Origin of the sequence: Janthinobacterium sp. P210005, from assembly GCF_036231865.1 — a bacterium.
GTDB classification, from domain to species: domain Bacteria; phylum Pseudomonadota; class Gammaproteobacteria; order Burkholderiales; family Burkholderiaceae_D; genus Janthinobacterium; species Janthinobacterium kumbetense.
On sequence record NZ_JAZARC010000002.1, the window covers coordinates 68,575 to 91,113 of the forward strand.

The 22,539-nt window shown below is 63.7% G+C and carries 20 protein-coding genes; 10 read left to right on the forward strand and 10 right to left on the reverse strand.

Going from position 1 to position 22,539, the window contains the following annotated elements; all coding sequences use genetic code 11:
- Positions 1-6 precede the first annotated feature (6 nt).
- The gene (locus VPH40_RS10295) at positions 7-864 is read right to left on the reverse strand and encodes a helix-turn-helix domain-containing protein (RefSeq protein WP_251349274.1); all 858 of its coding nucleotides are present in this window, start codon (positions 862-864) and stop codon (positions 7-9) included.
- Between the two features lie 113 nt (positions 865-977).
- Between VPH40_RS10295 and VPH40_RS10300 the strand changes: the two genes are divergently transcribed.
- The 5 genes from VPH40_RS10300 to bamE are packed head-to-tail and all read left to right on the forward strand — an operon-like array spanning position 978 to position 4,413.
- Complete coding sequence (locus VPH40_RS10300) at positions 978-2,417, forward strand: cytochrome P450 (protein WP_305063335.1); 1,440 nt, start codon at positions 978-980, stop codon at positions 2,415-2,417.
- 35 nt (positions 2,418-2,452) lie between these two features.
- Entirely contained in the window at positions 2,453-2,914 is a 462-nt protein-coding gene (locus VPH40_RS10305; protein ID WP_328573390.1) for a GNAT family N-acetyltransferase, read from the forward strand.
- Positions 2,911-3,270, forward strand: coding sequence for a nucleotide pyrophosphohydrolase (locus tag VPH40_RS10310; protein ID WP_251349277.1), 360 nt, complete (start codon positions 2,911-2,913; stop codon positions 3,268-3,270). Before VPH40_RS10305 ends, VPH40_RS10310 begins: the two co-directional genes overlap by 4 nt.
- Positions 3,271-3,319: 49 nt before the next feature.
- The gene (locus VPH40_RS10315; RefSeq protein ID WP_328573391.1) at positions 3,320-4,108 is read left to right on the forward strand and encodes a hypothetical protein; all 789 of its coding nucleotides are present in this window, start codon (positions 3,320-3,322) and stop codon (positions 4,106-4,108) included.
- Positions 4,105-4,413: an outer membrane protein assembly factor BamE domain-containing protein gene (bamE, locus tag VPH40_RS10320; RefSeq protein WP_328573392.1), complete on the forward strand. Its 309-nt coding sequence runs from the start codon at positions 4,105-4,107 to the stop codon at positions 4,411-4,413. Before VPH40_RS10315 ends, bamE begins: the two co-directional genes overlap by 4 nt.
- Before the next feature lie 35 nt (positions 4,414-4,448).
- On the opposite strand, the gene VPH40_RS10325 is transcribed toward bamE, so the two are convergent.
- From VPH40_RS10325 to VPH40_RS10335, 3 genes are all read right to left on the reverse strand, one after another.
- Positions 4,449-6,104 carry a methyl-accepting chemotaxis protein gene (locus tag VPH40_RS10325; protein ID WP_328573393.1) on the reverse strand — a complete coding sequence of 552 codons (1,656 nt, stop codon included), beginning with the start codon at positions 6,102-6,104 and terminating at the stop codon, positions 4,449-4,451.
- A gap of 437 nt (positions 6,105-6,541) precedes the next feature.
- Complete coding sequence (locus VPH40_RS10330; RefSeq protein ID WP_251349280.1) at positions 6,542-8,698, reverse strand: DEAD/DEAH box helicase; 2,157 nt, start codon at positions 8,696-8,698, stop codon at positions 6,542-6,544.
- A gap of 272 nt (positions 8,699-8,970) precedes the next feature.
- Positions 8,971-9,816 carry an alpha/beta fold hydrolase gene (locus VPH40_RS10335; protein WP_328573394.1) on the reverse strand — a complete coding sequence of 282 codons (846 nt, stop codon included), beginning with the start codon at positions 9,814-9,816 and terminating at the stop codon, positions 8,971-8,973.
- A gap of 135 nt (positions 9,817-9,951) precedes the next feature.
- On the opposite strand from VPH40_RS10335, the gene VPH40_RS10340 reads away from it, so the two are divergent.
- Positions 9,952-11,568, forward strand: coding sequence for a M28 family peptidase (locus VPH40_RS10340; RefSeq protein ID WP_328573395.1), 1,617 nt, complete (start codon positions 9,952-9,954; stop codon positions 11,566-11,568).
- 140 nt (positions 11,569-11,708) lie between these two features.
- Here VPH40_RS10340 and VPH40_RS10345 read toward each other — a convergent pair whose 3' ends face one another.
- The 3 genes from VPH40_RS10345 to VPH40_RS10355 all read right to left on the reverse strand — a co-directional run bounded on the left by VPH40_RS10345 (position 11,709) and on the right by VPH40_RS10355 (position 16,218).
- Positions 11,709-12,125, reverse strand: a complete 417-nt coding sequence (locus VPH40_RS10345; RefSeq protein ID WP_328573396.1) for an SRPBCC family protein — start codon at positions 12,123-12,125, stop codon at positions 11,709-11,711.
- Between the two features lie 132 nt (positions 12,126-12,257).
- Positions 12,258-12,956, reverse strand: a complete 699-nt coding sequence (locus VPH40_RS10350) for a dienelactone hydrolase family protein (protein ID WP_289899433.1) — start codon at positions 12,954-12,956, stop codon at positions 12,258-12,260.
- A gap of 88 nt (positions 12,957-13,044) precedes the next feature.
- Complete coding sequence (locus VPH40_RS10355) at positions 13,045-16,218, reverse strand: DUF6701 domain-containing protein (RefSeq protein ID WP_328573397.1); 3,174 nt, start codon at positions 16,216-16,218, stop codon at positions 13,045-13,047.
- A gap of 115 nt (positions 16,219-16,333) precedes the next feature.
- Between VPH40_RS10355 and VPH40_RS10360 the strand changes: the two genes are divergently transcribed.
- Positions 16,334-17,338, forward strand: a complete 1,005-nt coding sequence (locus tag VPH40_RS10360; RefSeq protein WP_251349285.1) for a GlxA family transcriptional regulator — start codon at positions 16,334-16,336, stop codon at positions 17,336-17,338.
- A 12-nt stretch (positions 17,339-17,350) separates the two neighbouring features.
- Here the strand turns inward: VPH40_RS10360 and VPH40_RS10365 are convergent, their stop codons facing one another.
- Positions 17,351-17,584: a hypothetical protein gene (locus VPH40_RS10365; RefSeq protein WP_034784311.1), complete on the reverse strand. Its 234-nt coding sequence runs from the start codon at positions 17,582-17,584 to the stop codon at positions 17,351-17,353.
- A gap of 118 nt (positions 17,585-17,702) precedes the next feature.
- The gene (locus tag VPH40_RS10370) at positions 17,703-18,809 is read right to left on the reverse strand and encodes an S-(hydroxymethyl)glutathione dehydrogenase/class III alcohol dehydrogenase (protein ID WP_328573398.1); all 1,107 of its coding nucleotides are present in this window, start codon (positions 18,807-18,809) and stop codon (positions 17,703-17,705) included.
- A gap of 216 nt (positions 18,810-19,025) precedes the next feature.
- Here VPH40_RS10370 and VPH40_RS10375 point away from each other — a divergent pair, with 216 nt between their 5' ends.
- From VPH40_RS10375 to VPH40_RS10385, 3 genes are all read left to right on the forward strand, one after another.
- The gene (locus tag VPH40_RS10375; protein WP_328573399.1) at positions 19,026-20,474 is read left to right on the forward strand and encodes a PQQ-dependent sugar dehydrogenase; all 1,449 of its coding nucleotides are present in this window, start codon (positions 19,026-19,028) and stop codon (positions 20,472-20,474) included.
- 117 nt (positions 20,475-20,591) lie between these two features.
- Positions 20,592-21,035 (forward strand): thioesterase family protein, encoded by a 444-nt coding sequence (locus VPH40_RS10380; RefSeq protein ID WP_077399141.1) that lies wholly within the window; start codon positions 20,592-20,594, stop codon positions 21,033-21,035.
- 41 nt (positions 21,036-21,076) lie between these two features.
- The gene (locus tag VPH40_RS10385) at positions 21,077-21,877 is read left to right on the forward strand and encodes a substrate-binding periplasmic protein (protein WP_328573400.1); all 801 of its coding nucleotides are present in this window, start codon (positions 21,077-21,079) and stop codon (positions 21,875-21,877) included.
- Positions 21,878-21,906: 29 nt separating this feature from the next.
- Here VPH40_RS10385 and VPH40_RS10390 read toward each other — a convergent pair whose 3' ends face one another.
- Positions 21,907-22,410, reverse strand: a complete 504-nt coding sequence (locus VPH40_RS10390) for a DUF3016 domain-containing protein (protein WP_099665620.1) — start codon at positions 22,408-22,410, stop codon at positions 21,907-21,909.
- Between the last annotated feature and the right edge of the window lie 129 nt (positions 22,411-22,539).

Below are 22,539 nucleotides of genomic sequence, written 5' to 3' on the forward strand. Positions count from 1 at the left end.
TCCTGTTCAACTCCACACCCTGTATATCCAGTAGCTTTCATCGTCGCGCATGGCGCGCGCCAGCTCGGTGGGGCTCAAGCCCGTGATTTCGCGCGTCTCGCGGCAAAAATGGGCCTGGTCGGCGTAACCGCCGCTGGCGGCGACGTCGGACCAGGACGCCGTGCCCTGCAAGATGGCGCCGCGCTCGTCGAGAAACAGCTGTTCCGCGCGGCGCATGCGGCGCAAGGTGCGCATGGGCTGGCCGGCCCAGGCCTTGATGCGGCGCTCGATATTGCGCGCGCTGCTGGCCAGGCCCGTCGATGCCGCCTGCACGGCCAGGCGGCGCACCCAGTCCTGCACGGCGCCGGCAGGATGGTCGCCGCTCTTGCGCGCCAGCGCCCAGCGCGGCGCGAGAAAATCCTCCACCAGCCTGACGCGGACCGCATCGTCGGGCGCCGCCAGCACGGCGTCCGACAGGGCCAGCCAGTCCCCATCGAACAGCGCGTCGAGCGGGCGGAACTGGTCCAGCAAGCCATCCATCGATACGCCCGACAACGCATGCAGGGCGGCCGGGTAAAACATCACCACAAACGTATGCACGGGGCCGGGGTTGTAGCTGACCAGCGGATACGAGCGGGGGCCGCCGAACAGCGCGGGCGGCATGCGCACGTCCCGCAGCGACAGGCCCGGCGCTGCCGCTTCCACGTCGCCCGCGACGGTCCAGACGATGCTGCACATGGGCGCGGCGGGAAAGCGGTTCAGGCGCTGCGCCGGCGGCAGCGGCGCGCAGCCCGTGGTGTCGCGCACGAGGAAGGCGCGCACGCAGGAAGCGAGCGCCGTGCGCGGCGCGATCAGGCGGGTCAGGGGCGTAGGGGCGGCAGGCATGGCGACGATTGTACCGGCAATTTCCGGCCGCGCCCGATGTCGTATTCGTTCAAGACGCGGACGCGCAAGCGCGCTACAGTGAAGTCATTGTCGCCATCCACCAGGAGTACGCCATGCCCCCGCTCGATCACGCCGCCGCGCCCGCCACCACGGCCCTGCGCCAGATTCGCCGCCTGCCGGGGCCATTCGCCCTGCCCATCGTCGGCAACAGCCTGCAGATCAAGCTCACGCGCATCCACCGCGACGTGGAAGAGTGGGTACGGCGCTACGGCCCCTACCTGCGCGCCTGGTTCGGCCGCACCCTGGTGCTGGTGGTGGCCGACAGCGAGGCCGTCGGCGCGGTGCTGCGCGACCGGCCCGACGGCTTTCGCCGCCCCCTGAGCAGCTCCATCGTTTCCGAGGAAATGGGCGGCATCCCCGGCCTGTTCCTGGCCGAGGGCACGGAATGGCGCAACCAGCGCCGCATGGTCATGGCCGGCATGGCGCCCGGCGCCGTCAAGGCCTACTTCCCGGCGCTGGCGACGGTGGCGCAGCGCCTGCAGCGGCGCTGGCATCTTGCCGCCACGCAAGGCCAAGCGATCAACCTCGATGGCGACCTGAAACGCTACACGGTCGACATCATCGCCGGCCTCGCCTTCGGCACGGAGGTCAATACGCTGGAAGCGGGCGAGGACGTGATCCAGCGGCACATGGACGCCATCCTGCCCGCCGTGGCGCGGCGCAGCCTGTCGATGTTCCCGTATTGGCGCTACGTCAAGCTGCCCGTCGACCGCCGGCTGGACCGCGACGTGGCGGCCCTGTCCGCCGCCGTGGCCGACCTGGTGCAGCAGGCGCGCACGCGCATGGCACGCGACCCGGCACGCCGCGAGCATCCGCCCAACCTGCTCGAAGCGATGATCGCCGCCGCCGACGAAAAGGACAGCGGCGTGAACGACCGCGCCGTGGCCGGCAATGTGCTGACCATGCTGCTGGCGGGCGAGGATACGACGGCCAATACGCTGTCCTGGATGATTTACCTGTTGCAACGCCATCCGCACACCCTGGCGCGGGCGCGCGAGGAAGTGCGGCGCCTGGCGCCCGACGCGGCCCGCTTCACGATCGAGCAGATGGATAGCCTCGACTACCTGGGCGCCTGCGCCAGCGAAGCCATGCGCCTGAAGCCGGTGGCGCCCTTCCTGCCCGTGGAAGCGCTGCGCGACACGGTCATCGCCGATATCGCCGTGCCGGCCGGCACCCTCGTGTGGTGCGTGATGCGCCACGACACGGTGTCCGATGCGCACTTTCCCGACGCGCAAGCCTTCCAGCCCGAGCGCTGGCTGGCCGAAGGGGGCGAGGCGAACAACAAGCGCGCCGCCATGCCCTTCGGCGCCGGCTTGCGCACGTGTCCGGGCCGCTACCTGGCCTTGTTGGAAATCAAGATCGCCATGGCCATGCTGCTGGGCAGCTTCGACATCGCCGGCGTCGACACGCCCGATGGCGGCGAAGCGCAGGAACTAATGGGTTTTGTAATGTCGCCCATCGGCTTGACGCTGCGCCTGGCGCGGCCGCAGTGATACCATGGGGGAAGTCCCATTCATTCGACCTCCCCATGACCATCCGCCTGGAATCGCCGCAGCAAGCCGACGTGCAAACCCTGATCGCCGAGCTTGATGCATATCAACAGACCCTGTATCCGGCCGAGTGCGTCTACTCGCTGGACTTGGCGTCCGTGCCCTCCGATACCCTGCTGTTTGCCGTCGCCCGCGATGCGGCGGGCACGGCACGGGCCTGCGGCGCCATCGTCGTCACGCCCGCTTTCGGCGAAGTCAAGCGCATGTACGTGCACCCGGACAGCCGGGGCCTGGGCCTGGCGAAACGTTTGCTGGCCTTGCTGGAAGAGCAGGCGCTGGCGCGCGGCTGCCGCTTGCTGACCCTGGAAACGGGCATCCACCAGCCCGAGGCGATCGCCCTGTACGCGCGCCACGGCTACCAGCGGCGCGGACCGTACGGCGACTATCCCGACGACCCATTCAGTGTCTTCATGGAAAAACCGCTTCAGGCGGCGGCATGAGCGCGCCCAGCGACAGCCTGTTTGACATCCGCGCGCGCCTGCGCGCCTTTGCCGACGAGCGCGACTGGGACCAGTTCCACACGCCGAAAAACCTGGCCATGGCCCTGTCCGTGGAAGTGGCGGAACTGGCGGAACACTACCAGTGGCTGGCCACGGGCGCGGATAGCGAACTGGACGAGGCGAAGCGCACGGGCATCCGCCACGAACTGGCCGACGTGCTGATGTACCTGGTGCGCCTGGCCGACAAGAGCGGCGTCGACCTGCACGCGGCCGTGCTGGAAAAGATGCAACTGAACGCACAGAAATACCCGGCGCAGCAGGTGCGCGGCGACGCGCGCAAATACAGCGAATACTGACACGCCCACCCGTGCGTGGCGGATGCGAAAAAAGGCGTAGCATCAAGCCATGCGTATTTATCGATTACTGCTGATCATAGGCTTGCTCCACGGCCCTATTGCGCTGGCGCAAACCGCGCCCGTGCCGCAGGTGAAGGTGGACGCCACGCGCGACCCCGTCGACAAGTCCTACCGCAAGATGCTGCAGGGCGTGGACCGCTTCGAGCGCGACCATGCGCTGGCGCCGCAGGCCGTGCTGCGCTTCCGCTTGCTGCCGCGCCAGCCCGGCGTGGACATGGCGGGCGTGCAACTGCGCATCGCCGGCGACACGGTCAGCATCCCCTTGCCCCTGGCTGAAGACAACAGCTTTGCCCCCGTGCGCAATGCGCAAGCGGCGCGCGAAGATGCCGTGCTGCTGGCCAACCGCAAGGCCACCACCATGAGCTGGCGCGCGCAAGTCATCACGCCCGGCTTGCCGCCCGGCACGCGGCGCCTGGGCGACCTGCGCCTGGAATGCCGCGCCGGCATGGATTCGGGCCTGATCTCGAACGACCCGCAAATCATCGCCTGGCTGTCCAGCATGCTCTACAGCACAGATAAAGTGTGTTCCGAGCCGGATGGCAATTATCTGTTCTTCACGGACCGTCCCCTGTTCGGCGTGACCCTCGTGCACGGCGAGCGCCGCCTGGCGCTGCCGTTCACGATGCTGTACGCGGGCGGCGAGCAAACGCCCGCCTCGCTGCCCTATTGCGATTGCCAGGTCTTGCTTGACCGCACGTACTACGCGCCCTTGTGGGATAACAACTGGCCGGACGACACCCTGCTGGAATTTACTTACATGGACGAGGTGGCGCCATGAAGTGGCTGTCGCTGATCTTGTTGACGCTGCTGGCCGCCTGCTCCGGCACGCGCGCCTTGCAAGCAAGCAAGAATGTTCCCTACGCCACCCTGGAACAGACGGTGCAAGTGGGCAGCAGCACGCGCGAACAGGTGCGCGCCGCACTGGGCGACAGCACGTCCATCCGTTTCGAAAGCGGCAAGGAAGTGTGGATGTACACCTATCCGGCGGCCTCGGGCGCGCAGGGGGAATATGTGATTCTGTTTGGCGGGGATGGGGTGGTGAAGCAGGTGCGCGGCGGCGAGGTGTATCAGGTACGGAAGTGATTCCCGCCAGCATGGCGCTGGCGGGACTGACATGCTTATCGTGCCTTCAGCAAGGCCCGCGACGCGACGCCCGCGCCCACGCTGCGGCCCACGCCGGCAACCTTGCGCTTGGGCGACGCCTTCAGCTTGAAAATGCCGATCGACTGGGCCACGCTGTCGGTGCGCTGCGCCAGGTTGGTGGCGGCCGCGGCCGCCTGCTCCACCAGCGCCGCATTCTGCTGCGTGATGCCATCCATGTGGATGACGGCCTGGTTGACTTGCCCGATGCCCTGGTTCTGCTCGCGCGTGGTCGAGGAAATCTCGTCCATCACTTCCGTCACGCGGGCTACCGAGGCGATCACTTCCGCCATGGTGGCGCCCGCATTGCTGGTCAGCACGCTGCCCGCGTTCACGGTGGCGATCGAATGGTCGATCAGGTTTTTCACTTCTTTCGCGGCCGTTGCCGAGCGCTGCGCCAGACTGCGCACTTCGCCGGCCACGACGGCAAAGCCGCGACCGTGCTCGCCCGCGCGGGCCGCTTCCACGGCCGCGTTCAAGGCGAGGATATTCGTCTGGAAGGCGATGCCGTCGATCAAGCCGATAATGTCGAGAATCTTGCGCGACGACGAGCTGATCTCATCCATCGTAGTGACCACTTCGCTGACGATGGTGCCGCCCTTGGCCGCCACGGTGGACGCCTGCGCCGCCAGGTCGTTGGCCGTGGCCACATGGTCGGCGCTGTTTTGCACGGTCGACGTCAGTTCTTCCATGCTGGCCGCCGTCTGCTCCAGGCTGGACGCCTGCGATTCCGTGCGGCTGGACAAGTCCATATTGCCCGTGGCAATTTCTGCCGTGGTGATGCGGATATCCTCGAAGTTGGCGCGCACGTCGCCGATGATGCTGTGCAAGTTGATGTTGGTCTGGCGCAAGGCCGCCATCAATTGCCCCATGTCATCGTCGCGCACCTTGTCGATGACGCCCGTCAAGTCGCCGCCGGCCATCTTGCGCGCTACCGTGATGGCGTCGCCCAGCGGGGCGACGAGGGAATTGTGCAGATGGGCCCAGAAATACAGCATCAGCGCCACGGCGGCGGCGGCGGCACCGCTGAGCCAGCTGCGCGTGGCCGTGCTCGTGTCACCGTCGATATTCCACACGGCGCAGCCGAGGATGGCCAGCACCACGCCGAAGACGATGCAATGCAGGGCCAGGTCTTGCGACAGGCTCAGCTTGCTCCACTCGGCCAGCTTGGCGGCCCAGCCCTGGCGCACGACGCGGCCATTGCGGATCGCCAGGTTGGCGGAATTGCCGTCTTTGAAACTTTTATACAGGGCTGCCGCTTCGTTGATCTGCTCGCGCGTGGGCTTGGTGCGCACGGACATATAGCCGATCGGGCGGCCGCTTTCGATGACGGGCGTGATATTGGCGAAGACCCAATAGAAATCGCCATTCTTGCAGCGGTTCTTGACCATGCCGGTCCAGGGCATGCCCGTCTTGATGGTGTCCCACAGGTCGGCAAACGCTTCGGCCGGCATATCGGGATGGCGCAGGATATTCTGTGGCGCACCCAGCAGTTCCATTTCTGAAAAACCGCTGACTTCAATGAAATACTGATTGGCGTAATTGATGTTTCCCTGTAAATCCGTGGTGGAAACAATCGTCATGCCTTCATTTAATACGTATTCATTTTGCGTGATAGGCGTATTGACCCGCATCGTCGCTCCTCTATTTTTTTCAACTAGCATAACAAAAACATAAAAACAATATACCACATCAAGCACCCATGATATATCGCCTCGGCGACAGTGACGCCAGTCAAACAATTTAATAAAAGTCAATTTATTTATATTTTAGGATTTACTTTGATTCAACTCAATTGATTTTATTGAAATGCAAAATTTAAATTGCGTGCACATACAATAATTAATAAAAAATTATATATCGATGCAGCAGGCAATAAAGATGGCGTTTACGCCGATAAAAAGATGCAAAGGAGCCGTGGCCATTGCCGGCAGATGGCAATACCTGCCGCCAACCATAACGCGGCAATCATGTTTATTTCTTGAGGGAAAATAAAAACTGGCGCGAATGCGCCAGTGGGGGATGTGTCTCCAATCCGCGACACAGGCGCCGGAGCGCCCGTGGGGATGGCTTATTTGTACGTTTTACGGGGTGGCGACTTCGGACGCGGCGGCGCAGGCTTGCGCTCCGTCGTGCCATCGTCCAGGCTGATGCGCAGTTTCTGGCCAGAAACGACGACCGATTTCAGGTGGTCGAGGATTTCCGGCGGCATGCCTTCTGGCAAGTCCAGCACGCTGTAGTTGTCAAAGATATCGATGCGGCCGATATGCTTGGCTTCCAGGTTCGCTTCGTTGGCGATGGCGCCGACGATATTGCTTGGCGTTACGGCGTGCTCACGGCCCACTTCGATGCGGTAAGCCGTCACGCCCGGGCGTGGACGTTCCTTCTTCGGCGCGCGCGGGGCAACTTCGCCCGCGTCCGCCGGTGCATCCTTGAACGCTGGCGCGGACTTGGCGGCGAACGGCTTGCGCGGCGCGGCTGGCGGCGCCAGGTCCGGCGCGTCGCCGTCGCGGCTGATGCGCAGCTGCTGGCCCGCCACCCACACGGTTTTCAGCTGGTCCAGCAATTCTTTCGGCATGCTATCCGGCAAGTCCAGGACGCTGTAGTCGTCATAGATTTCGATGCGGCCGATGTTTTTCGAATCGATGCCCGCTTCGTTGGCGATGGCGCCCACGATATTGCCCGGTTTCACGCCATGCTGATGACCTACCTCAATGCGGAAGGTTTGCATGCCGGCGTCGGCTGGACGCTGGATGCGTTCCTTTTTCGGGAAGGCCGGGCGCTCGCTGCGCTCGTTGCGGTCGAAGCGGTCATTGCGTTCGAAACGGTCATTGCGTTCAGGGCGGTCAAAGCGGTCTTGGCGCGCAGGACGGTCGTCTTGCCACGTGGCTTGCTCGCGCGCCTTGTTCTTGTCCAGCAACAAAGGCACATTGCCACGCGCCATCTTCGCCAGGGCGGCGGCGATTTCGATGGCGGGAATGTTTTGCTCGCGTTCGAAATCTTCGATCAGCGACTGGAACTGCTCCAGTTCGCCCAAGGCCAGGGTTTCGCTGATCTGTTCCTTGAACTTGGCGATACGCACGTCGTTGACGGCCTGGATCGTCGGCAGTTCCAGCATGCCGATCGGCTGGCGGGTCGAGCGTTCGATGGCTTTGAGCAAGTTCTTTTCACGCGGGGTGATGAACAGGATCGCTTCGCCGCTGCGGCCGGCGCGGCCCGTGCGGCCGATGCGGTGGGTGTAGCTTTCCGGATCGTGCGGCACGTCGTAGTTGACGACGTGGCTGATGCGCTCGACGTCCAGGCCGCGGGCGGCCACGTCGGTGGCGACCAAAATGTCGATCTTGCCGTCTTTCAACTGCTGGATCGTGCGCTCGCGCTGGGCTTGCTGAATGTCGCCATTGATGGCGGCAGCCGAGAAGCCGCGGGCTTGCAGCTTGCCGGCCAGCTCTTCCGTACCCAGCTTGGTGCGGGCGAAGATGATCATGCCGTCGAACGCTTCCGCTTCCAGGATGCGGGTCAGCGCGTCGAGCTTGTGCATGCCCGACACCAGCCAGTAACGCTGGCGGATGTTGTCGGCCGTGCCCGTCTTGGCGGCCACCGTCACTTCGGCCGGGTTCACCAGGTAGGTGGTGGCGATGCGCTTGATGACGGAAGGCATGGTGGCCGAGAACAGGGCCGTTTGATGGCCTTCCGGCGTTTCTTGCAAGATGCGTTCGACGTCGTCGATAAAGCCCATGCGCAGCATTTCATCGGCTTCGTCGAGTACCAGAGTCTTCAGCTTGGACAGGTCGAGCGAACCCTTGTCCAGGTGATCGATGACGCGGCCAGGGGTACCGACGACGACGTGCACGCCGCGGCGCAAGGCCGACAGTTGCGGGCCGTAGCTTTGGCCGCCGTAGATCGGCAGCACGTGGAAGCCGGGGATGTGGGCGGCGTACACCTGGAACGCTTCGGCGACCTGGATGGCCAGTTCGCGCGTCGGTGCCAGGACCAGGGCTTGGGGTGAGCTTTGTTTCAGATCGATGCGCGACAGGATAGGCAAGGCGAAGGCGGCGGTCTTACCCGTGCCTGTTTGCGCCTGGCCCAGCACGTCGCGGTTCGCGAGCAATAATGGAATCGTCGCCGCCTGGATAGGCGACGGTGTTTCGTAACCGACATCCTTGAGCGCGCGAATCAGCGGCTCGCTCAGGTTAAGGTCGGAAAATAAGGAAATTGGTGTATCAGACATGAAATCACTCACAAGTTCGCTCGAATCGCCCAATGCGAAAGAGTGTATCTGCTAGTTTACTCTTTACTGGACCTTACCGGGTGGCTGCATGCCGCAGAACGCCGTTTTTTGCGCCATATCTACGTAAAAAAGGCAGAAAAATCGGCGATCCGCACGCATTTGGCGCGTGATTTTGCCAACATTAAACGATACACAACAATATGCCGGCTGCGCCTGTTCTGCGTGGCAATAGCTACGGCGGGCGCCGCGCCGCCATGGCGCCCGCCCCCGTTTCAGGTGCGCAAGAACTCCAGCAAGTCCTCGTTCAGCCTATCCTTGTGCGTCGTCGCCAGGCCGTGCGGCGCGCCCGCATACACGAGCAATTTGCTACCGATGATGAGCTCGGCAGTGCGCCGCGCCGAGGCGGCGATCGGCACGATCTGGTCGTCGTCGCCATGGATCACCAGGGTCGGCACGTCGAATCTGGCCAGGTCGCCCGTGAAATCCGTTTCCGAAAACTGCTTGATGCACAGGTAGGCGGCCGGCATGCCCGCCTGCATGCCTTGCCGCCAGAAACTGTCGCGCACGCCCTGCGACGGCTTCGCGCCGGGCCGGTTGTAGCCATAGAAGGGCTCGCTCAAGTCGCGGAAAAACTGGCTGCGGTCGGCCTGCACGCCCGCGCGGATGGCGTCGAACGCGGACAGCGGCAAGCCCAGCGGATTATCGGCCGTCTGCAGCATCAGCGGCGGCACGGCGCCCACGAGCACGGCGCCGGCCAGGCGCTGCGTGCCGTGGCGGCCGATGTAGCGCGCCACTTCGCCGCCGCCCGTCGAATGGCCGACGAGGGTGGCGCCCGACAAGTCCAGCGCGGCGATCAGGGCGGCCAGGTCGTCGGCATAGGTATCCATGTCGTTGCCGCCGAACGGCTGGCTGGAACGGCCATGGCCGCGCCGGTCGTGCGCGATGACGCGGTAGCCGTGCGAGGCCAGATAGAACATCTGGTCTTCCCAGGCGTCGGACGACAATGGCCAGCCGTGGCTGAAGACGACGGGCGGGCCGCTGCCCCAGTCCTTGTAGTAGATCAAGGTGCCGTCGGCGGTACGCAGGGTATTGCTCGATTGGAAGTCAGGGCGAGTCATGGAACGCTCCTTGTCGGTGGACCAGCAGCCATTGTGGCCCCAATCGGCTGGCGCGCGCCGCGCGCTACGCCATAGCATTGCGGTAGAGTAAGATTACCGCTGCTTTGCTTTCCCGTATTCACTTTTGGAGTTGTCATGCGTTTTCCCTTCGTCCTCGTCGCCAGCCTGTTCAGCACGGCTACCCTCGCCCAACCGCTCGTTGCCGAGGCGCCCCTGCGCGCCCACCTGTCCTTCCTGGCCGACGACTTGCTGGAAGGACGCGGCACGGGCCAGCGCGGTGGCGACCTGGCCGTGCGCTACCTGGAAACGCAGGCGGCCGTGGCCGGCTTGCAGCCGTTGCCGGACGGCACGTATCGCCAGGCGCTGACCATCGTCGGCAGCAAGGCATTGCCATCGAGCACAGTGACCTTCAGCGCGGGCGGCAAGACCTTGTCCCCCGCCTTCGGCCAGGACATCGTCTTTGGCGCGGCGAATGGCCAGCAGAAAGTGGCGTTCGACGCGCCCGTCGTATTCGCCGGCTACGGCATCCGCGCCCCCGAAGAGCAGTGGGACGACTTCAAGGGTGCTGATTTAAAAGGAAAAATGGTCATCCTGATGGTCAACGACCCGCAGCCGACCGTTGCCGAACCGAACCGCTTTGCCGGCAAGTCGCTGACCTGGTACGGCCGCTGGGTCTACAAGTACGAGGAAGCGCTGCGCCAGGGCGCCGCCGGCGTGCTGCTGATCCACACGACGGCGTCCGCGTCGTATCCGTGGTCGGTGCCGGCCAATGGTTTCGGCCATGAACGCTTCAACCTGGCCGGCGCGGGCAATGCGATGGAAGGCTGGCTGCAGGAAGACATGGCGCGCGCCCTGTTCCAGGCGGGCGGGCAAGACCTCGATGCCTTGCGCGCGCAGGCGGAAACGCGCGAATTCCGCCCCGTGGCCTTGAACGCGACGGTCAAGGTGGTCTTGAACAGCCAGATCCGCAGCATCGAGCAATTCAACGTGGCCGGCATCGTGCCGGGCACGGATCCGAAACTCAAGGACGAAGCTGTGATTTACTCTGCCCACTGGGACCACCTGGGCAAGGATGACGAAGGCAGCGCCCGCTCAGGGCAAAGCGACCACATCTACAACGGCGCCATCGACAACGCCTCGGGCGCGGCGGCCCTGCTGGCCATGGCGCAAGTTGCGGTAAAACAACCTGCACGGCGCACGCAGATCTTCCTGTGGCCGGCCGGCGAGGAAACGGGCATGCTGGGCAGCACGGCCTACACGCGCAAGCCCCTGTGGCCGCTGGCGAAAACGGCCGCCGACCTGAACCTCGACAGCATGAATTTCGTCGGCAAGACGCACGACATCGGCGTGGCCGGCGCCGAGCGCAGCAGCCTGTACGCGAGCGCCGCCAAGGTGGCCAAACGCATGGGCCTGCGCCTGGCGCCCACCATTCCCGACCTGTCCGGCGCGTTTTACCGGGCCGACCATTTTGCGTTTGCCAAGGCTGGCGTGCCCGCCTTCAACGTGGGTTCGGCCGTGTTTTCCGGCGACGGCTCGTTCGACTTCGTCAAGGAGCCGAAAGCGTCCAGCGAACGCCTGGTGGCGTTCAAGAAGGATTACCACCAGGTAACGGACGAATACCACCCGTCGTGGGATTTATCGGGCATGGTGCAGCAGGCGCAATTCACCCTGAACCTCGGCTATGAAGTGGCAAACGACAAGAATTTGCCTACATGGAACAAGGGCGAGGCGTTTGGCAAGGTGAAACGCTAGGCGCCATGCAAAACACCGGCATGTGCCGGTGTTTTTTTAAGAGTGCTGGACAAAATGTTCAGGGCTAGGCGTGTTGCCGAAGACAGTACGAATGTACGGCGAGGCAACGCAACAACGCCATGGACTTTTTGTCAGGCGCTCTAAATTGCCATGATGCGTTTCAGGTCGACGAAGGCCGTTTCATACAAGTGCTGGAAGGCGCCGATCATGACGTCTTCCACGCCTTCGGCCGCGTCGAACTCGCTAGCCCATTCCGCCACGCACTCATTCGCGCCCGGCTCGCCCGTGACGCGCAGGGTGGAGCGGTAGTTCTTGACGGGGATCGGCCCCGAAACGATGGTGTAGCTGTAGCTCTTGTCCGCCTCGCTGTAGCTTTGCAGGCGTTCGGCGATGATGGCGCCGTCCGTGGTTTTCAGGCGGCGCACGCGGCCGCCGTGTTCGGACAGGCTGGTCTTGATCGAGCTCGACCATTCAGCCAGCGACTGGAAGCCGCCGATAAAATCCCACACGCGTTCGGCGCTTGCCGCCAATGTTACAGAAACAATTACTTGGGCCATCTTTAATTCGGTTCCTCATCCAGGTTTGCCGGGCGTTGCCCGGCACAGCCGCTATTTTAGCGCCCATGCGGCTTTGCTGCTGGGCGGATATCGACATGGACGTCGGCGGCTGGCCTGGCTGACGGGAACGCCTTACAGGTTTTCCGCCAGGAAAATCAAGGAATTGCCGTGCGCGTGGGCGGCGGCGCGCTGCTGGTAGCTGTCGCGGTGGGTGCAGTTGAAACCGTGCTCGGCGCCCGGGTAGATGTGGATTTCCACGTCTTGCCGGTCTTCGAAGCGTTCGGCGATCTTTTGCACGGCTTCCGGCGGAATGTGGCTGTCCTGGCCGCCGAAATGCATGAGCAACGGCACCTGGATGCGGTCGGCCAGGTCCAGCTTGTTCTGGATGCCGCCGCCGTAATAGGCGATGGCCGCGTCGACCAGGCCAGCCGCGGCCGTCTGGAACGATAAACGGCCGCCGAAGCAGTAGCCGACCGAAGCCAGCTTGCCCGTCACTTCCGGACGCGCGCGCAGGACGGCGATGGTGGCCTTGATATCGCTCAAGGCATGTTCGTTATCGGTAGCCTGCATCAGTTCGACGGCGCGCTTCCAGCCGTCCGCGTCATAGCCCAGTTCGATGTGCGCACCGGCGCGCCAGAACAGGTCGGGCACCAGCACCACGTAGCCATCGGCCGCGTACTGGTCGGCCACGGCGCGGATGTGCTCGTTGACGCCGAAAATTTCCTGTAACAGGATGATGGCGGGGCCCTTGCCCACGTGCGGCACGGCCAGGTAAGCCTGGAAGCTGCCGTCCGGGCCGGCGATATCGATCCACTGCGATGTTGTGCTCATAGAAACTCCAGTCTGAGGTTGGGGGGAATGCCACAGCCAGGCATGTTACTGGTTTTTCCCTCTTTCTGCGCCCACCCTTTGTCCTGGCTCAATACATCTCGCGCAGGTAAATCACCGGGCCCGACTTGAAGACGCCAAAGACGACGGTGCCCACGGTGCTGGGCAAGTACGCGATGCCGGGCACGGACACATCGACGCTGCCGGTCTTGCCGGCGCCGGGCGCCGCCACAATCAGGCGTCTATTCGGCGGCAAGATGCCCTTGTCGAACGTATAAGTAATAGTCGTGCCAGCGGGAAATGCAAAGTCCTTGCACACCAGTGTTTTCTTACAATTGGCAAACACCACCTGCGCGCTGCCGAAGGCGCTGATGCTGTCCAGCAGACTGGTGACCCAGGTCTTGCCGTCCCAGTACTGCGCCTGCACGGCCAGGCGCACGGGATAGCGCTCGGAACCGTAGTCATGCGGCACCATCAGGCGGCCCGTGAGCACGGTCAGCTGCGCTTCCTTGCCATCGGCCGGCGCCGAGCTCACATTGCCAGCCGCCGGATAGGCATACGTCGCGCGCAGCAGCAGCCCCGTCGGCGATGCCAGCGCTGTCGGCTGCTTGGGCACGGCATAGGCGGCGGGGAAGCTGTAGGCGATGGCGCGCGTGGCAACGCCATTGGTAAAACTGGTGACGGGTACGCCCGTCACGGCCGCAGGTACTGTTGCCCCATCCGTCAGCGTGCTGCCCGATGGCGCCGTGGGCGGATATTTGTTGTTCCCCGTGGCCGCGTCATACGGGACCAGCGGCACCTGCGTTTTGTTGATGTCGGCATTCCTGGCGTCGAAGTTCTTCGTCTCGTTGCCGGCGGCCGTCTGGGCGCGGATGGTCAGGTCGAAGGGCTGGCGCGAATACACGGCGCGGTTGCCGGCGCACACGAGCGGCGCGCTGCACGGGAAAGGAAACGGCATCATCACGCCCCCCCCGATATCCACTTGCTTGACGACCAGTTCCGTCACAAAGTGGTGCGGATAAAAGAGCACGGGGTCGCTCGTCCCCGGCGACGTCAGGCTGCTGCCCAGATAACCGTTTTGCAGCGCGGCCGTGAAATTGATCTTGCCCACTTCGGGCCAGATCAGCGGCGGCGCCGCGATGACGCCCCCTTTTTTCAAGAAATCGAGATCGCCGCCGACCGTCGGATTGGCAGGCGTGTTAACGTCCGGGTTTTCGTAGACCGGCGCCAGCAAGATATTGCCAAGCACGACTTTTTGCACGGCGACACCGCTTTCGTTGCCGAAATTCTTCGTCACGGCACCGGCCGCGTTGACGGCCGACAGCATGATGGTCGTACCGGACGTCAAGGGCGCCGCCGCCAGGCCCGCGCGCTGAATCAGCGCCAGCTTCGTGAACAGAAATTTCGCTGGCGCCACGATGACCGTGCCGCTGCCGCTCATGTCCAGGCCGTTATCGCTGCCGCTTTTCGGATTGTAGGCAGCCGTCAGGAGCAACGCTCCCGCATCGGCATACAGCATGTTCGGCTTGGCCACGCCATCGGCGCCAAACGTCACATTCACCTTGGTGCTCGCCACGGCGCAGCTGCTCTGGTCGCTGCCAGCCAGGGCGACATAGCTATTTTGGACGCTGTCAAAGATGCGCGCAGGCAATGTTCCCTTGTCCGGATTGCTGTACCCGCAAGTCAGGTTCAATTGCTTGGTCTGGCTGGCGAACATGGGCACGCACACGTCCCTGTTGCCGGACGAGGTCTGCAAGGCGCTGATTTCCAGTTCGGCCACGTCCTCCGCGTAGCGCGGAACGCCGCTTACCTGGAAGCCGCTTGAAAGAAAGCTGATCTGGCAATTGCTCGTGTTGCCGCCGCTCTTGCACACCAGCGCGCCCGTCGTGGCGGGCGTGCTGACCAGGCTCAGGGTGGCGATGCCCACCGTGGTCTGGCGCACCGTGACATTGGGATTGACGCCGCTGGCATCGATCTGCGTCGGCACGCCGCCCGGGCTGACGGTGACGCTGGGGCTACCCTTGTACACCGTGCTGCAGCTGGCGTCGGCGCAGGCAGTCACCGTCACCGTGGGCACCTGGCAAGTGAGCGCCGTCAGCGGGTGCTCGATCTGGAAATGGTGCAGTCCGGTCGGCGTGCCGGGCCCGCACTTCGGCCCCATCGGTTCATTAAAGGCCCAGCCGCTGTTGTTCGTCACGCAACTGCACGGGTTCGACGGCGTATACGCCTTGCAAGTGATGGTTTGCTGCACCCGGCCCTGCCAGCCCAGAGTGATGTGGTCGACCAGCGCATTGCCCGTGATATACGCGTTGGACGAGTCCAGCGTGACGTTGCCGCCCTCGACATTACCCTTCACGCCATTGCCGGAGGCGATGCTCAGGGAGCTGGACGCTTTCACGTCGCCCGTGACCAGCAGGCCCGAGGCCTTCAAGTCGATGGTCGGCGACGTCAGGTTGCCCTTCACCTGGCTGCCCGAACCGACTGTCAGCGAGGTGCTGGCCGTGATATCGCCCTGCACCTGGCTGTTCGCTGCCTCGATGCTGACGACGGGCGCCTTGGTGGTGCCATTCAGGTTGCTGCCCGAACCAAGGCTGAAGGAATTGACCGCCGTCACGTCGCCGGTAATCGACACGCTGGAACTGGTGGTGATGCTGCTGCCGTTGACGGGTCCCGTTATAGTCGAGCTGGAGCCGATGCTGACGTTGCCGCTGGCCTTCACGCTGCCCGTGATCGTGACCTTGGAATTGCCGCTGATCGAGCCGCCGCTGATGGCGCCATTCAGCGTCGAGCCGGAGGAAATGTCGATATTGCCCGTGGCCGTGATATTGCCCGTCACCTTCACGGGCGTGCCGCCCAGGGAAACGGACGCCGCCGAGATATCGGCCACGAGCACGGTGCCGCCCTGCGACCCCACCTTGAAATTGCCGCCCTTGGCCGTCAGGCTGCCGCCCGTGATCTTCAGGTTGGGCGGATTGACATTGCTGATGTCGATATTCTTGTTGGCCGTCAGGGCCGCCGTGCCGCTCATGCTCAGGCCCTGGTTGTAGTCGATGCTCACATCGCTGTTGACTGTCACGCCATAGCCGCTGGCGATGACGACGTTGTCGGTGCTGCCCATGATCAGGCTGGCGCATGTGTATTGGGTGCTGGACGCCGGCAGGGTGCAGCCGCTGACGGCGCCGCCATTGAAATTGAGCGTGGCCGCGTGGGCAAGGGTTGAGCCCAGCAGCAATGTCAGGGCGGCAAAAATGTGGAGTAAGCGCACGATATCGAGGAATCCGGTGGGTGGGGAGCCAGCGGGCGCGCGGATTATTTCATGCTAACCTACGCCATCGCTGTTGTTGCATTATGGCAGTATTTATCCCCCTCGCGCATATCGCATGATCAAGCAAAGCCCCAAAGAATTTCCCCTGCGCACCGTCGACATCATCGTCTATCCCGGCTTCAAGGCGCTCGAAGCCATCGGCGCCATGAAAGTGTTTGACTACGCCAACACCCATTTGCGCCTGCGCAATCTGCCCGGCGGCTACGACGTGCGCATCGCCTCGACAGCCGTCGGCCCGGTCGAGTCGGACACGCTGATGTCGCTGCACGCCAGCAAGGCGCTCGATGTGAACCGCCTGCCCGACCTGGCCGTCATCGTCGGCTGCCACCACGTCGAGCAAGTCTTGCAGGACATTCCCGCCCTCGCCGCCTGGGTGGCCGAGGCGGCGCCGCGCATCGATACCCTCGCGGCCCTGTGCACGGGCTGCTTCTTCCTGGCCGAGGCCGGCGTGCTCGACGGCAAGAGCGCCGCCACGCACTGGAGCGCCGTGGACAGCCTGCGCCAGCGCTATCCATTGATACAGGTCAATGCCGATGCGATTTTCGTGCGGGAAGGGAAATTCTGGACGTCGGCCGGCGTGACGGCCGGCATCGACCTGGCGCTGGCCCTGGTGGAAGACGATTTCAGCCGCGATATCGCGCTGGAAGTGGCGCGCGACCTGGTCGTGTATCTGAAGCGGCCCGGCGGCCAGTCGCAGTTTTCCGTGCACCTGTCGAGCCAGATGACGACGCACCCGACCATCCGCCAGTTGCAGGGCTGGATCATGGAGCATCTTGCCGAAGAGCTTACCGTGCCGCTGCTGGCGGCCAGGCTGGCCATGAGCGAACGCAATTTTACGCGCGTGTTCCAGCGCGAAACGGGCACCAGTCCCACGGAATTCATCGACACGGCCCGCTTTGAAGTGGCGCGTCGCTTGCTGGAAGACAATGTGTCTTCCTTAAAACAGGTGGCCGTGCAGGCGGGCTTGCACAGCGAGGACAGGCTGCGCCGCCTGTTTCAAAAGAAACTCGCCATCACGCCACGCGATTACCGCGAGCGCTTTTCCAGCACGGCGCGCTAGGCGCAGCGGGTATCAGCGCGGCTTGCCGTGACGCACGTGGCGCGTGGCCAGTTGGCGGCTCTGCCGGGCCAGCGGCGTAAACAGGAGTGCGCACAGCAGATACGTGGCCAGCAGCGCCAGCCAGATGGCGGGCGTGGCGAGGCTGGCGGCATTGCTCCACCACAAGGCCAGCAGGGAAGACAGGGCCGCGCCGAGGAAGACGGGCAGCATGCGGCGCAAGGTCGCGAGGTAGGCAGTGGCAAACATGGACGGCTCCCGAAGCAAGGCGGTGATGCCTTCACACTAGCAGGGGCAGGCAGCGAAGTACAGCGCGCCGCCCTGCCCCGTCCGTCAAGTGTTGCGCAATGAGTACAGTCAGATAAAATTAATACAACACGACGGAACGGATCGATTCGCCGCTCTTCATCAGGTCGAAACCTTCGTTGATGCGTTCGAGCGGCAAGCGGTGCGTGATCAGGTCGTCAATGTTGAGCTTGCCTTCCATATACCAGTCGACGATCTTCGGCATGTCCGTGCGTCCGCGCGCGCCGCCGAAGGCCGAACCGCGCCATTCGCGTCCCGTCACCAGCTGGAACGGACGGGTGGAAATTTCCTGGCCCGCCGCCGCCACGCCGATGATGAAGGACTTGCCCCAGCCCTTGTGCGTGCACTCGAGCGCCTGGCGCATCAGGGTCGTGTTGCCGACGCACTCAAACGAATAATCGGCGCCGCCATCCGTCAGTTGCACGATGGCGTCGACGACGTTTTCCACTTCATTCGGGTTGATAAAGTGCGTCATGCCGAACTTGCGCGCGATGGCCTGGCGCGCCGGATTGATGTCGATGCCGATGATTTTGTCGGCACCCACCATCTTCGCCGCCTGGATCACGTTCAGGCCGATGCCGCCCAGGCCGAACACGGCCACATTGGCGCCCGCCTCGACCTTGGCCGAGAACAGCACGGCGCCCACGCCCGTGGTGACGCCGCAGCCGATGTAGCAGACCTTGTCGAACGGCGCGTCGGAGCGGATTTTCGCCAGCGCGATTTCCGGCACGACGATGTAGTTGGAAAAGGTGGACGTGCCCATGTAGTGGAACAGCGGCTGGCCATTCAGCGAAAAGCGGCTGGTGGCGTCCGGCATCAGGCCGCGGCCCTGCGTGGAGCGGATGGCCTGGCACAGATTGGTCTTTTGCGACAGGCAGAATTTGCACTGGCGGCATTCCGGCGTGTACAGGGGAATGACGTGGTCATCCTTTTTCAGGGTCGTCACGCCCGGACCCACGTCGACGACGACGCCGGCCCCTTCATGGCCGAGAATGGCGGGAAAGATGCCTTCCGGGTCGGCGCCGGACAGGGTGTAGTAATCGGTATGGCAGATGCCCGTGGCTTTCAGCTCGACCAGCACTTCGCCGGCGCGCGGGCCGGCCAGGTCGACTTCTTCGATGGTCAGCGGGGCGCCCGCTTTCCAGGCAATCGCGGCTTTGGTTTTCATGTATGTCATTCCTGCTCGGTTTCAGATGCGCCATTATCAGGCGCCGGCGGGCGCGGCGGCGCAAGTGCCGGCGCGCTTGTCTGAAAACGCGGCGCATTTGTCCGATGCCACCGTACGTTTGCGCCAGCTCAAACTTCCCGCCGCCAAGACGCGCATTCTTGGCACAAGCCCATCCCCTCTTGAGCAGCCATTGCGTCGTTCCCGCAGGAGACTGACATGCGCCACTTCCTTTCCCGCTTGCCGCTGCCCTGGCTGGCCCCGCTGCTGGCATGCTGCCTGGCGCTGCTGGCCGCCTGTGGCGGCGGCCATCACCACCCTGCGCCGGGCGCCACCACGGGGAACCTGACGGTCACCCTCGGCGGCTTGCCGGCCGGCGTGGCGGGCGCCGTCACGGTCACGGGGCCTGCGTCGTACAGCAAGACGCTGACGGCCAGCACCACGCTCACCGGCCTGGCGCCCGGCGCCTACGCGGTGAGCGCCGCCAGCGTGACGCAAGGCACGGGGACGCTGGCGCCCACGCCCGTCACGCAGCAGGTGCAAGTCACTGCGGGGGCGATGGCCAGCGCCAGCGTCACGTATGCGGCAGCCACGCCGCTGGCCCTGCGCCTGCAAGAGGTGGCCAGCGGACTGGATGCTCCCCTCTTCCTCACGGCGCCGCCCGGCGACAGCCGTTTGTTCATTGTCGAACGGGCCGGCCGCATCCGCGTGGTGCAGAACGGCAGCCTGCTGGCCACGCCCTTCCTCGACATCGGTACGCTCACCACCACCAGCGGCGAACGGGGCTTGCTGTCGCTGGCCTTCCATCCGCAGTACGCCAGCAATGGCTATTTCTTCATCTATTACACCAACCTGGCCGGCGACATCGTCATCGAGCGGCGGCAAGTGTCGGCCGGCAACGCCAACGTGGCCGATCCCTTGTCCGCGCTGGCCATCCTCACGATTCCCCACCCCACCTTCAGCAACCACAATGGCGGCTTGCTCAGCTTTGGCCCGGACGGCTATCTGTATGCGGGCACGGGCGACGGCGGCAGCGGGGGCGACCCGCCCGGCAACGCGCAAAACACGAATGTGCTGCTCGGCAAGCTGCTGCGCCTGGACGTCAACGCCAGCAGCGTGGCCCAGCCGTATGCCATTCCACCCGGCAATCCCTTTGCCTCGGCAGGCGGACGCCCTGAAATCTGGGCCTACGGCTTGCGCAACCCGTGGCGCTACGCCTTCGACGTGCCGGCCCTGCTGCTGTATATCGCCGACGTGGGCCAGGCCAGCTGGGAAGAGGTCGACGTGCGGCCCGTGGGTCAGGCGGGCAACAACTATGGCTGGAACATCATGGAAGGCGCGCAGTGCTACAACAGCGTCAGCTGCAACCAGACGGGGCTGGTCTTGCCCGTCGTCACCTACGGCCACGATGCAGCCGGCGGCTGCTCGATCACGGGCGGCTATGTGTACCGGGGCGCAGCACTGCCGGAACTGGCGGGGCAATACCTGTATTCCGACTACTGCAGCGGCTGGCTGAAAAGTTTCAGCTACAGCAATGGCACGGCCTCCGCCGTGACGGACTGGGGCATCGCGAACGTGGGCAACATCGTGTCGTTCGGCCAGGATGGTCAAAACGAGCTGTACATGCTGAGCGGCACAGGGAAAGTCTACCGGATCGTACGCAAGTAGCGCCCCTGCGCGATGCCTGCAGCACACGGACGATGGGACGTTTTTCGACGGGACGCGGGGAACCGGCTAGAATTGGTTTTTTCCGCCGCGCCCTGCGCCCCAGCTCAAGAGAACACCATGGCCCGTTTGAAACTTGAATTCCCCGAAGACCAGTACTGCTATTCCTCGCAACTGACGGTACGCACGACGGACATCAACGCCGGCAACCATCTCGGCAACGATTCCATGATTTCCATGATTTCCGAGGCCCGCGCCCGCTTCCTGTTCGAATATGGCGTGCGCGACATCGAAGCGGACGGTACCGGCATCATCGTCACCGACCTGGCCACCACCTACCGCGCCGAAGCCCATGCACGCGACCAGTTGCTGTTCGAAGTGGGCGTCATGGATTTCAACAAGTATGGCGGCGACATCACCTTCCGCATCACGCGTCCGCGCGACAGCACCCTGATTGCCATGGCCAAGTCCGGCTTTGTGTTTTTCAACTATAAGCTCAGCCAGGTCGTGCCCATGCCGGAAGATTTCGGCAGCAAGTTCCCGCAGGTGAACTGGATCGATTGAGGCGCGGTACATTCCGGCCATCATCCTGTATGCTTGTCAGGATGATATGTAAAATTGACCTGCGCCGCGCCGGCGCCTGCCTGCTGGCCGCCGTCTGCGCGATGGCCGCCCCCGGCATCGGCCATGCCGCGCCGCAAACCGTCATCCTGTACGGCGACGACGACTATGCACCGTACAGCTATGTGGAAAACGGCGTCTTCAAGGGCATGTATGTCGATATCCTGCGCCAGGCGGCCAGCACGATGCCCGCCTACCGGCTGGAACTGCAGCCGCGCCCCTGGAAGCGGGGCCTCGATGCGCTGGAAAAGGGCCAGGTTTTCGGCCTGTTTCCGCCCGGACGCAAGACGGAACGGCCCTACGTACAGCCGTATTCAGCCATGCTGTACCGCGAATCGGTGGTGCTGTTTTGCCATGACGCCGTCATGCGCACGCCGCGCACGCGGTTTCCCGCCGACTTTGCCGGCCTGACCATCGGCGTCAATACGGGGTTTTTACTCTCGGAAAAACTGATGGCGCCGGCCCGCGAGGGACTGCTGCGCCTGGAAGCGGCCAAGGGCAATGAAGCCAATCTGAAAAAACTGGCCTTGCGGCGCATCGATTGCTACGCCAGCGACCGCGGCGCGGCACGCCACACGGCGCGCCGGCTGGGCGGCGAACTGGCCCGTTACGGCTTTGCCTTGCACGAAGTGCTGGAATTGTCGTCCGAAGCCACGTATATCGCCTACAGCGCGCGCAACACGCCGGCCTACAAGGCCGATTTCGTCGCGCAGATGAATGCCGCCCTGCTGGCCCTGCGGCATAGCGGCCAGCTGGCGCGCATCGAACACGCTTATTTGCGTTGATCAGCCCGGCACTTCGCGCCGCGGCAAGATCATTTGCGTACCGGACTCTTCACTTGCGCGCCGAACGTGCTCGCAAACCAGTCATCGATCATCTGCTTCTCGTAGCGCAGCTTGTCGCCGCTGGAATAACGATTGATGCGCGTCAGATAGGACATATCGGACAGGGCCGCATCGGCGCTGCCGATGACCTTGCCATCTTGCTCCAGCACATAGTGCAAGCGTATGCGCGGCCAGTCGGCCTGGCCGGTCATCACGCGGAAATCCTGCGCAGAGCGCATGGCGGGATTTTCACGGCCAGCCATATCCAGATCCGTCACATCGATCTTCAGGGTTAGCCCGGGCTTGAGCGCCTCTCCCCGTTTTGCGAAGTGCGCCGCCAAGTCCTTGAGGACATTCTCACGCTCCGTCCGATCGAAAGACACATCCGAGAATTGTTCCGGCTTGGTGAAATGCACTTCCGTGCCCGCCCAGGCGGCAGTGCTCGCCAGCAAGGCAAGACCAGCAATGAAGGTACGCGTCGTTTTCGTTTTCATGATGAGTCCTTTCAAGAATGTGGATGGCCTGCGGCCATTTTTTACTTCTCAATATAGCGCGATGCGTTTCATTCTAAAGGGAAACTAATACATTGTTACTTTTCTTGCACCGCGTAACGAACGAGGCTT

Excerpts from the sequence above, each read along its gene's own strand:
- VPH40_RS10295 (WP_251349274.1), bottom strand. The coding sequence starts at position 864 with ATGCCTGCCGCCCCTACGCCCCTGACCCGCCTGATCGCGCCGCGCACG.
- VPH40_RS10300 (WP_305063335.1), top strand. The coding sequence starts at position 978 with ATGCCCCCGCTCGATCACGCCGCCGCGCCCGCCACCACGGCCCTGCGC.
- VPH40_RS10305 (WP_328573390.1), top strand. The coding sequence starts at position 2,453 with ATGACCATCCGCCTGGAATCGCCGCAGCAAGCCGACGTGCAAACCCTG.
- VPH40_RS10310 (WP_251349277.1), top strand. The coding sequence starts at position 2,911 with ATGAGCGCGCCCAGCGACAGCCTGTTTGACATCCGCGCGCGCCTGCGC.
- VPH40_RS10315 (WP_328573391.1), top strand. The coding sequence starts at position 3,320 with ATGCGTATTTATCGATTACTGCTGATCATAGGCTTGCTCCACGGCCCT.
- bamE (WP_328573392.1), top strand. The coding sequence starts at position 4,105 with ATGAAGTGGCTGTCGCTGATCTTGTTGACGCTGCTGGCCGCCTGCTCC.
- VPH40_RS10325 (WP_328573393.1), bottom strand. The coding sequence starts at position 6,104 with ATGCGGGTCAATACGCCTATCACGCAAAATGAATACGTATTAAATGAA.
- VPH40_RS10330 (WP_251349280.1), bottom strand. The coding sequence starts at position 8,698 with ATGTCTGATACACCAATTTCCTTATTTTCCGACCTTAACCTGAGCGAG.
- VPH40_RS10335 (WP_328573394.1), bottom strand. The coding sequence starts at position 9,816 with ATGACTCGCCCTGACTTCCAATCGAGCAATACCCTGCGTACCGCCGAC.
- VPH40_RS10340 (WP_328573395.1), top strand. The coding sequence starts at position 9,952 with ATGCGTTTTCCCTTCGTCCTCGTCGCCAGCCTGTTCAGCACGGCTACC.
- VPH40_RS10345 (WP_328573396.1), bottom strand. The coding sequence starts at position 12,125 with ATGGCCCAAGTAATTGTTTCTGTAACATTGGCGGCAAGCGCCGAACGC.
- VPH40_RS10350 (WP_289899433.1), bottom strand. The coding sequence starts at position 12,956 with ATGAGCACAACATCGCAGTGGATCGATATCGCCGGCCCGGACGGCAGC.
- VPH40_RS10360 (WP_251349285.1), top strand. The coding sequence starts at position 16,334 with ATGATCAAGCAAAGCCCCAAAGAATTTCCCCTGCGCACCGTCGACATC.
- VPH40_RS10365 (WP_034784311.1), bottom strand. The coding sequence starts at position 17,584 with ATGTTTGCCACTGCCTACCTCGCGACCTTGCGCCGCATGCTGCCCGTC.
- VPH40_RS10370 (WP_328573398.1), bottom strand. The coding sequence starts at position 18,809 with ATGAAAACCAAAGCCGCGATTGCCTGGAAAGCGGGCGCCCCGCTGACC.
- VPH40_RS10375 (WP_328573399.1), top strand. The coding sequence starts at position 19,026 with ATGCGCCACTTCCTTTCCCGCTTGCCGCTGCCCTGGCTGGCCCCGCTG.
- VPH40_RS10380 (WP_077399141.1), top strand. The coding sequence starts at position 20,592 with ATGGCCCGTTTGAAACTTGAATTCCCCGAAGACCAGTACTGCTATTCC.
- VPH40_RS10385 (WP_328573400.1), top strand. The coding sequence starts at position 21,077 with ATGATATGTAAAATTGACCTGCGCCGCGCCGGCGCCTGCCTGCTGGCC.
- VPH40_RS10390 (WP_099665620.1), bottom strand. The coding sequence starts at position 22,410 with ATGAAAACGAAAACGACGCGTACCTTCATTGCTGGTCTTGCCTTGCTG.